This window comes from Antarctobacter sp. (genome assembly GCF_048262615.1).
Classification (GTDB): Bacteria; Pseudomonadota; Alphaproteobacteria; order Rhodobacterales; family Rhodobacteraceae; genus Antarctobacter.
This window is the reverse complement of the sequence record NZ_JBLXFB010000053.1, coordinates 1-8,875: the sequence shown is the minus strand read 5'-3', so window position 1 is coordinate 8,875 and position 8,875 is coordinate 1. Positions and strand designations below refer to the sequence as shown.

Below are 8,875 nucleotides of genomic sequence, written 5' to 3'. Positions count from 1 at the left end.
GGCGTCGATCAGGCGCTTGAGGCCGCTATCGTGCAACCCCTCAGCGATGAGCCCGACGTGGGCGTGGCGCTGCGGGACCTGATCTCGACAATCTACGGGTGACCAAAATGCGCCTATCCGATCTCATGGAACCAGAAGAGACCGTCGGGAACCTCTGGCACGACATGGCCAGCGGGATCGGCCGGGCCGTCACCTATCCAGAGGCGGGCGTCACGCTCGCCTCTGTCCGGCCCAGCCTTTCGGTGCTGTTTCGCGCTTTGGGCGGGGCCGCCGGGGTCGAACTGGGTGAGGCTCCGGCGATCCTTGTGCGCCACCGCCAGCCCATGCGCCGCAAGCTGGGCGCGGAACGCAACCGCGAATGGGTGGCGCAGTACGATGGTGAACGCCTGTCCCTGCCGCCGCTCATTGCTGACTTTCCCGAGGCGCGACTGAACCGTGCCGCCTATTTCTGGCTGACGGCACTTGCGTCCGTCAGCGATCCCGCGACCCTTGATCTGGACGGCGACGGCCCCGCGCTCGACTGCGTACAGATCCGCGCCAACGCCGCTGCGTCTGATGCCGCCTATGCGGTCTGCCCCGGCCTGCGCGGGCAGTACGCCGACATGGCCGAACTCTGTGCCGCCGCCCGCCCTGACCTGACACGCCCCGCGCAAGAGGCCATCATTGAAACCGCGATCCGGGATCAACTCTGCGGCGGCTCGCCCGTCATCGCGTCACCTGACACACCGCGCGGGTACATGCCCTTTGCCCCGGTGCCGATTTGGCTGCGCTTTGCCGCCCCCGGTTCAGGCAGTGCCGCGACCGAAGAACAGGCCGATCCTGCGGCCCCGCCACCCACTGCCGCGCTGACCAGTCGCAAGCTGGGCATGCGCAAGGATCAGGACCAGCAGAACCGCAAGGACAGCTTTATCATCCACCGCTTTGAATCGATCCTGTCATGGGTCGAGTCGATGAACATCAACCGCAGCGTCGACGATGACGACGACGAAAACGCCCAAAAGGCTGCCGACGATCAGGACAACATCACCCTGTCGAAACACGATCGAAAGGCCGCCACGCGTCTGCGCCTGCACCTTGATCTGTCCCCCGCCGACGCCGACCATGAGGCGCTGGCCGGCGAACACACCTACCCCGAATGGAACCACCGTTCGCGCAGCTACATGGACGGCCATTGCCGGGTGCTGGACGCCCCCGCGCAACCTGACGCCGCCCATCCCTACCGCGCCGATGAGCGCCGCATCCGCGAGGTCCGCCGCCAGTTCGAGGCACTGCGCCCGCGCCGCATCCTGCAACCGCGTCAGGTGGACGGGTCAGAGCTTGACCTTGACGCGCTGCTGACCGCGCGCGCCGATCTGGTCGCCACCGGGCGCGGGTCAGACCGCATCTGGCAAAGCGCCCGCCAGACCGAACGTGACCTGTCGGTCGCCTTCCTGATTGACACCTCGCGGTCGACAGAGGCGGCGATCGGCGACACCTCGGTGATCGAGGTTGCGCGCGAGGCAATGGCCGCGCTGGCCGCAGGCATCGACGCGGCGGGCGACCGGCTGGGCATCTGGGGCTTTTCCTCGCTCCGCCGGGATCGCGTGTTCCTGACCCGCTGCAAGGACTTCGACGCCCCCATGAATGCCGCGATCACCGCCAATATCGGCGCGTTGAAACCCGGCCATTACACGCGACTTGGCGCGGCCATCCGCCATGCCAGCGCGCAACTGGCGGCAGAACCCTCTGCCCGCAAGCTGTTGATTGTGCTGACCGACGGCAAGCCGAATGATCTGGACCATTACGAAGGTCAGCACGGGATCGAAGACAGCCACATGGCCGTGCGCGAGGCCCGCCTTGCAGGACACGCCCTGCACGGCGTCATCATTGACGAGGACGGGCAGGACTGGTTCGCCCGCATCTTTGGGCGCGGCGGGTTCACGCTGCTGCCCAACCCCGAACGCCTGACCCGCGCCTTACCCGACATCTATCGCAGACTCACTCAGGAGACCTGATATGCGCAAACTTTGCATCCTCCCCGCCTTTTTCGCCGCGCCCGCATGGGCCGAAGGATTCGACCGCCCGATCCCGCAGGCGCAATCCGCTACCGCAGAGTTCTGGTACGCTCTCGCCTGTATCGCGCTGGTCCTGGCCATGATCGCGGTGCATCGACTGGTGTCCCGGCGATGACCCGGCGGGGATGGTCCACCCGGCAAATCGCGCTGGCGCTCTATCCCTTCGGGGCGGGGGCCGCGGCGGTCAACGTCTTCTTCGCCTCGCTGATCTTCAGCTGGATGGGCGGGCCGATCGCCTCCACGGCTTGGTCGCTGGGTCTGGGCTGTGTTATCGGGGCGCCCGCGACATGGTGCTTCGCCCGGCACATCCGTCACATGATGGACGTGGCCGACGGACAGGAGGCGTCATGAAGATCGACATGGAGCGTGGCCAACCCACAATCGACGCAGAGGACCTCGCCGGTCTGTTGAACCTGACCCCGGCCGACGTGCGCGACAGGATGCGGGACGGCCGGATCACGACGCGGCTGGAGACCGGAGAAGGCGACGACGCCGGGAAAATGCGACTCAGCTTCTTTCACGATGGCATGCGTCTGCGCCTGACCTGTTCCAAGGACGGTACGGTGCTCAAGACTCTGCGCACCAAAACGGACCCAAGATGATGGCACGGACATCGGCAGAACAAATGCGGGCGTGGCAGGGCCCCGCGCTCTTCAGCTTCGGCTTTCGGCCCTTCTTTCTCTTCGGGGCGCTCTGCGTCATGCTGGCGATGCTCTTGTGGCTGCCCGCCTTGTCGGGCGCCCTGTCGCTCCCGACGCGCTTTGACCCGGTGTCATGGCACGCGCATGAATTCCTCTTTGGCTATCTCGGCGCCGTTCTCGCCGGGTTCCTGTTGACGGCGGTGCCCAACTGGACCGGACGCCTGCCGATGGTGGGGTGGCGGCTGGCCGCGCTATTCTCGCTCTGGGTCGCGGGGCGCGTCGCGGTGCTGATCTCGGGCCACCTGCCCGTTGCGGTCGCGCCCGTGATCGACCTGGCGTTTCCGTTGGTGCTGGGCGCGCTGATCCTGCGCGAGATCGTGGCGGGCCGAAACTGGCGCAACCTAATCGTGCTGGGGCTCCTGTCTGTCTTCACGCTGGCCAACGGCCTGTTTCATATCGAGGCCCTGACCGGCCGCTACGCCGCACAGGGTCTGGGACTGCGCCTCGGCCTTGCGACCGGCATCATGATGATCGCCGTGATCGGCGGGCGGATCATCCCCTCCTTCACCCGCAACTGGCTTGCAAAGGCGAACGATCCCGCGCGGCCCGCGCCGCCAATGCAGCGCTTTGACAAACTGGTACTGCTCTCCAGCATCGCCATTCTGATGCTTTGGATCATCCGGCCGTTCGAGACTCTGACTGGTGCGGCGCTGATCGTATTCGGTGGGCTGCATCTTGTCCGGCAGGCACGCTGGACGCCGCTCCATACGCTGAACGAACCTCTGTTATGGGCGCTGCACGCAGCTTACCTGTTCATCCCGTTGGGTGCTTTCGCTCTGGGGCTCGATCAGATCCAGGGCAATCCCGGCACCGCCGGGGCGCAACACTTGTGGATGGCCGGGGCCATCGGCGCGATGACCCTTGCCGTAATGACCCGTGCCAGCCTGGGCCACACCGGCCAGGCCCTCACCGCGAACCGGGCGACCGTGGCGATCTATCTCTGCCTCTTCGGCTCGGTCTTGGCGCGGTACCTTGGATTCTTTCACCCTGGGCTGACCCATTTTTCAGGGGCGCTCTGGCTTGCCGCCTTCGCGGGCTTCGTGCTTGCCTATGGCCCGTCACTCCTGGGTCCGAAACCGGAGAAATGACATGGGATGGACCGGTTTTGCCGCCATCTTCGCGGCCTTCTTTCTTACACACTCGATCCCTGTGCGCCCGACAGTTAAATCCCGCCTTGTGGACGTGATCGGCGCGCGCAGCTTCGGACTTGTCTACTCGGTCCTCTCGGTCGGGATGCTGACGCTGCTGATCTGGTCGGCGGGCGAGGCGCCCTATGTGCAACTTTGGCCGCAGATGGAATGGCATCGCCACGCGGCGCATCTGGGCATGATGGCTGTCTGCTTGATCCTCGCACTCGGCATCGCGCGGCCGAACCCGTTTTCCTTTGGCGGGGCGCGGAATGACAGCTTCGATCCCGCGCGACCCGGCATCGTACGCTGGACGCGGCACCCGATCCTGCTGGCGCTGGCACTCTGGGCAGTGGTGCATCTGGTCCCGAACGGGGACCTCGCGCATGTGATCCTGTTCGGTGTGCTGGGCAGTTTCGCAATCGCCGGCCGCGCTCTGATCGACCGGCGTAAGCGGCGGGTCCTCGGCGCATCGCGATGGGATGCGCTCGACACGGCCCGCAAAGCTGCGCCGCGGTTCCACGCGCCGCGCTCTTGGCCGGTCCTGTTCTTTCGGCTGCTAATTGGTCTCGCCGCTTTCGCTGCTCTGCTGCTCGCCCACCCCCACGTGATCGGAGTGTCCGCTATGTGACCTTGCGTCAGGCAGGCAGATCGCGCAGAGGAAACGATCTACTTTTTGTATCGGCAGATTTCTTGAGATTTCTGAGGCAATCAAGGGAGAGAAACGGAGTAAAATCTCCGCTTTTGGGCTTCATGGTTGGAAGAGAGAAGATACAGCGAATTTCGCGTTCCGCTAATTCTGTGAAAAAACACCTGCTGGCGATCACAGAAATCAGAACCTAAGAGGCCTGAGAACACCTTCCCCGACATGCTTGTTGCTTAATGACCGCGCAATGTGGTTTGGAAGTTTGTCCTACGGCAAAGAGCATTGCCCCAAGTTGTTTCACAAGGCGGTATGGAACATACAGAAGCACTCAAGGCACTTGGCCTCTTCGATGCGCGCGTGCCACGTTACACATCTTATCCCACCGCTGCGGCCTTCACACCCGACACCGGCGCATCCTTTCAGAGCCGCGCACTCGAAACATTGGATCCGAAAGACCCCGTATCTGTCTATATCCACATCCCGTTTTGCGAGCGGCTTTGCTGGTTCTGTGCCTGTCATACGCAAGGTACAAAGACTCTCGGCCCAGTGGAAAGCTATTTAGAAACGCTTGAGGCGGAACTCGAACTGGTGCGCAAGAGGCTGCCCGACGGCTTGAAAATGGGCAACCTCCACTGGGGCGGCGGAACACCGACAATCTTGCCTCCGCACATGATCCACCGTCTGGCCAAAGCGATACGCAGGGTATTCCCTCCCACTGACGCTTTGGAGTTCTCGGTCGAGATCGACCCGACGATGGTGGACCGGGCCAAGATCGATGCGCTGGCGGCTGAAGGTCTGAACCGCGCCTCAATCGGAATTCAGGACTTCAATCCGGAGGTGCAACAGGCCATTGGGCGCCTGCAGCCTTTCGATGTCACGCGCGTTTGTGTCAACGACCTGCGCGCCGCTGGCATCACATCGCTGAACACTGATCTCGTCTACGGCCTGCCACATCAGAGCCTCGAACGCATTGAAGACACCATCATCAAGGTCTTGACCTTTGAACCGGATCGCGTTGCGCTCTTTGGATACGCGCATGTTCCATGGGCGTCCAAACGGCAGAAACTGATCGATGCAGACGCACTTCCGGACGATCCGGCGCGGTACAACCTCGCCAAACGCGCCGGGGAACAGTTTGGTGCAGCCGGTCTGAGGGCCATCGGCATCGATCATTTTGCACGCCCTGGCGATGATCTGACGAAAGCGCTCGAGACAGGACGCTTGCGCCGCAACTTCCAAGGATACACGGCAGACAGGTGTCAGACCCTTATTGGACTCGGCGCCTCGTCGATCTCCCGCTTCCCGGGCGGGTACGTGCAGAATGCCTCCGCAACGGCCGCTTATAGGCAACGGATCGCGATGGGTGATTTTCCCGGCTCTCGTGGCTACCAGATGGGTCGTGAGGACCAACTGCGTGCACGCGCGATCGAAAAACTGATGTGTACCTTCGCGCTGGATCTCGACGACTTGAGCCAAGAATTTGGACCATGCGCCTGGGAACTCTTGCCTTGCTTGAAAGAGGTGGCAACAAGTTTCGCGCCGTTCGCGAAGCTGACTGGAAAGCGCATCGACATTCTGCCGGAAGGCCGAGCTTTGACGCGTATTATCGCGTCGGCTTTCGATCAGCACGTGCCAGAGGGCGTTCGTTACTCACGCGCGTCCTAATTGCTCGAAACGAAACCAGGCCAATCTTTTCGGCAATAACTGTCGCTCGTTAAAGCGTGAGAAGGCCTGCGGCTATCGACCATGGCTTAGACAGGGGGATCATTTGAGGTTTCCAGCGCGTAGCATATGATGGCGTCCGAAGCCATGTCCTGCTCTAAAGAGAACACATGAGCTTTTTCGTCCGCATCGTGTCATCAATGCTCAGCCCAGCAAAGGTCCAATTACCACCCGCATGCCGATCAGCCATCTTCCGGACTGGATCTCCAGGTTAATGTCCGCATCCGAGGTCGATCGGGTAGGCCATCGCGACTGCAGCGAAAGACCGCTCTCCGCCCTTTCTGCGGAGAAACATCGTTTTGCTGACGCAGAAAGTGGTATCGATTTCAGTGCGCGAGCGCCCTCCCTGTCGGGTTTTCCGCGGTTGCTGCGGTGCAGGAAAGATCCTGGCCAGTTTGCCGAGGTTTTTGGACGGTTTCGGCGAGGAGAAATTCGTCGTTTGCGCCGCATGGTCCACGTAATCGGAGCCGGTTCACCCCAAGGATCCACTTGAGGTGGGCAAAGAGCATCTCGACCGTCTTCCGCAACTTCATCGCAATCACGCCTTCATCGGTTTTGGATAACCCCCTGGCAACTTCTTGGGCATCTTCGTGGTCTTCACGGGTGATCGATCTGGCGTCGGTTGGGGCAGCATTTGGGCTTGGATGGGCAAGCCTGGCAGGTCAGTTTCAGAGCACGGTACTTCGCGGTGCCCTTGCCGGTCGGGCTCCGGTTCGGATTGGAGTATTTCCTGCGGAACTGCTTGAGGGCGTGACCTTCTGCGTCACTGCTCATGCTTCCCCGACACGCGCCCAGAACCCTGATTTCCGGTGGTGCGCCTGTTTGAGCTCGGCAAGATATGTGGCGTGGTCGGCCATTTCGCCGGGGCGGTTGGCATCGGCATTTTCCGCCAACAGGGCCAGTTTCCCGAGGTATGTCGCGCCATGCCCATAGGCCTTGGACCGCGTGCGGGTCAGGATGTCGTCCAGAAGGGCTCGGTAGAGGATCGTCGCCGCCAGCGGATGGTCATGCTCAAGAACCGACGCGACCTTGGGCAGGATGTGCCAGTCGCCACCGTCCCAATGGTCCGGGTGCATCATGATCAGCTTGGCCGCCAGATCCGTCCGAGGCCAGTCCAGAAAGAACTGCAGGGCCGCCTCGGGCGCGGCCATGTCCAGGGCATAGGCAAGGGCCCGGTCTCCGGCCTCGATATCCTCAAAATCTGGCAATTGACCAAGGTAGTCGCGCAGGACCTCAGCCGACAGGGTGGCCTCGAAACACCGCCAGCGCAAGGCCTGCGCGGCAGGTGCATTGCCCAGGGTCTCCAAGATGCGTGCCTCCAAGCTGACTTTATCCGGGGACATATCCCCCTCGTCCTCAACAAAAGCGTGCCGCCCCGGTTTGCGCACCCAGTCGAGCGCCTCGGCGCTGCGCCCGACCTCCAGAAGCTGCGCCGCGATGCCCAGCGTATCCTGCATGTGCGGGCGCTTTTCCGCCTCCAGCGCGATGAGCAAATCAAGATCCCCGCGTGCCCCGGCAATGGTCTGGCGCATCCCGGCCCATTGCGAGGTCATTGAATAGAACCACCCCTCGCGCGGGCGCGCCGCCTCCTCGGCCTGCCGCTCGGCGATGGCCTTTTTCAGCTGGGCATCCCAGCGCGCCAAGCCGTCGTGCGGCAGATGCGGCGCAACGGCGGCGGTGACATCGGCCAGGTAACCGTGCGTGCTTTCACCCAGGGCGGTCATGATCTTCTCGGGCAGTTGATCCTTGTCCGCGGTCGTCAGTCGCGGCGCCAAGTCGCCGGTCGCGGCGATTGCCTGGTAATAGACATCCTGAACACGGCCCGAGGAATCATCGACCCGCTCGAAAACCTGTTCATGCGTTGCGATGAAGCGCAGCAGCCGGTCCACCGCCAGCCCGGGCGCGGCGGCGCCCAACTCTGCAGCCAGGGTATCTGTCAGGCTGCGCAGATCCTCGGCAAAGGCGCGGGCCTTGTCCCATTCGATGAAACTCCTGGCCCGCGCCAGCCCCGAGAGCCGCCGGTCGACCAGCTTGGCAATGGCCTGAGGCCCGGACTTGCCGGCCAGCGCCGCCTTGACCTGCCGCCGAAACCCGGCGTTGCGCTCTGCTTGGTCCAGCACCAGCTGTGCAAGCTTCTCGACACCCAGGTCTTTCAGCTTGTCGGTGGAAAGAGCGGGTTTGCGGGCCATGAGTGGGTCTCAGATTTGAATTCTCCGCAATCGTTACTGCCTCGGCTAGATCGCTGAGGCAAGTCCTCCCCCCAGACGAGATGCTGCAGGATCCGAGGATTGAAATGCGGCGCTTGCGGGGCCGTATAGGACTATCGAGGACCGAGCGTGATCAAGCCACGATCGAAACGCTTACCTGGCACAAACATCTCCAATGGCAGATGGACAGCCGCGCCGAACTCTGTCGGAGGCGATTTGCCGACGCCTGCGCCAGTCGCAGGACATGTCGCAACGCGTCGCTTCCAAGCGTAAATGGGATGGCGGGCGAATTGGCGGGTACGGATGGCAAAAGCTGGAATTACTCAACAAAATCAGCATGTAGTGGCGGAGACGAAGGGATTCGAACCCTCGAGACGGTTTCCCGCCTACTCCCTTAGCAGGGGAGCGCCTTCGACCA

Annotated in this window: 9 protein-coding genes and 1 pseudogene; 8 read left to right on the top strand and 2 right to left on the bottom strand. The window is 62.7% G+C overall.

What is annotated here, in order from left to right; translation table 11 throughout:
• The 8 genes from ACN0S5_RS23695 to hemN all read left to right on the top strand — a co-directional run.
• Positions 1-102 (top strand): CbbQ/NirQ/NorQ C-terminal domain-containing protein (locus ACN0S5_RS23695; RefSeq protein ID WP_417211705.1); only part of this gene is annotated, 102 nt, incomplete at its 5' end.
• Between the two features lie 5 nt (positions 103-107).
• A complete protein-coding gene (locus ACN0S5_RS23690; RefSeq protein WP_417211703.1) occupies positions 108-1,994 on the top strand; it encodes a nitric oxide reductase activation protein NorD in 1,887 nt (628 codons plus the stop codon).
• Position 1,995: 1 nt separating this feature from the next.
• Positions 1,996-2,169: a protein NnrT gene (locus tag ACN0S5_RS23685; RefSeq protein WP_417211702.1), complete on the top strand. Its 174-nt coding sequence runs from the start codon at positions 1,996-1,998 to the stop codon at positions 2,167-2,169.
• Positions 2,166-2,405, top strand: a complete 240-nt coding sequence (locus ACN0S5_RS23680) for an NnrT protein (RefSeq protein WP_417211700.1) — start codon at positions 2,166-2,168, stop codon at positions 2,403-2,405. Before ACN0S5_RS23685 ends, ACN0S5_RS23680 begins: the two co-directional genes overlap by 4 nt.
• Positions 2,402-2,656: a DUF6522 family protein gene (locus ACN0S5_RS23675; protein WP_417211698.1), complete on the top strand. Its 255-nt coding sequence runs from the start codon at positions 2,402-2,404 to the stop codon at positions 2,654-2,656. Before ACN0S5_RS23680 ends, ACN0S5_RS23675 begins: the two co-directional genes overlap by 4 nt.
• A complete protein-coding gene (locus tag ACN0S5_RS23670; protein ID WP_417211697.1) occupies positions 2,653-3,843 on the top strand; it encodes an NnrS family protein in 1,191 nt (396 codons plus the stop codon). The genes ACN0S5_RS23675 and ACN0S5_RS23670 overlap by 4 nt, the downstream gene beginning before the upstream one ends.
• A gap of 1 nt (position 3,844) precedes the next feature.
• The gene (locus ACN0S5_RS23665) at positions 3,845-4,513 is read left to right on the top strand and encodes an NnrU family protein (RefSeq protein ID WP_417211696.1); all 669 of its coding nucleotides are present in this window, start codon (positions 3,845-3,847) and stop codon (positions 4,511-4,513) included.
• 324 nt (positions 4,514-4,837) lie between these two features.
• Positions 4,838-6,193 carry an oxygen-independent coproporphyrinogen III oxidase gene (gene hemN / locus ACN0S5_RS23660; RefSeq protein ID WP_417211695.1) on the top strand — a complete coding sequence of 452 codons (1,356 nt, stop codon included), beginning with the start codon at positions 4,838-4,840 and terminating at the stop codon, positions 6,191-6,193.
• Positions 6,194-6,608: 415 nt separating this feature from the next.
• On the opposite strand, the pseudogene ACN0S5_RS23655 reads toward hemN, so the two are convergent.
• Together ACN0S5_RS23655 and ACN0S5_RS23650 are read right to left on the bottom strand one after the other, a co-directional pair.
• Positions 6,609-7,009: pseudogene (locus ACN0S5_RS23655) on the bottom strand (transposase); the annotation flags it as partial.
• Positions 7,010-7,020: 11 nt separating this feature from the next.
• The gene (locus ACN0S5_RS23650) at positions 7,021-8,439 is read right to left on the bottom strand and encodes a DUF6880 family protein (protein ID WP_417211694.1); all 1,419 of its coding nucleotides are present in this window, start codon (positions 8,437-8,439) and stop codon (positions 7,021-7,023) included.
• Positions 8,440-8,875: the final 436 nt, after the last annotated feature.

Excerpts from the sequence above, each read along its gene's own strand:
- ACN0S5_RS23690 (WP_417211703.1), top strand. The coding sequence starts at position 108 with ATGCGCCTATCCGATCTCATGGAACCAGAAGAGACCGTCGGGAACCTC.
- ACN0S5_RS23680 (WP_417211700.1), top strand. The coding sequence starts at position 2,166 with ATGACCCGGCGGGGATGGTCCACCCGGCAAATCGCGCTGGCGCTCTAT.
- ACN0S5_RS23675 (WP_417211698.1), top strand. The coding sequence starts at position 2,402 with ATGAAGATCGACATGGAGCGTGGCCAACCCACAATCGACGCAGAGGAC.
- ACN0S5_RS23670 (WP_417211697.1), top strand. The coding sequence starts at position 2,653 with ATGATGGCACGGACATCGGCAGAACAAATGCGGGCGTGGCAGGGCCCC.
- ACN0S5_RS23665 (WP_417211696.1), top strand. The coding sequence starts at position 3,845 with ATGGGATGGACCGGTTTTGCCGCCATCTTCGCGGCCTTCTTTCTTACA.
- ACN0S5_RS23650 (WP_417211694.1), bottom strand. The coding sequence starts at position 8,439 with ATGGCCCGCAAACCCGCTCTTTCCACCGACAAGCTGAAAGACCTGGGT.
- ACN0S5_RS23685 (WP_417211702.1), top strand. The coding sequence starts at position 1,996 with ATGCGCAAACTTTGCATCCTCCCCGCCTTTTTCGCCGCGCCCGCATGG.
- hemN (WP_417211695.1), top strand. The coding sequence starts at position 4,838 with ATGGAACATACAGAAGCACTCAAGGCACTTGGCCTCTTCGATGCGCGC.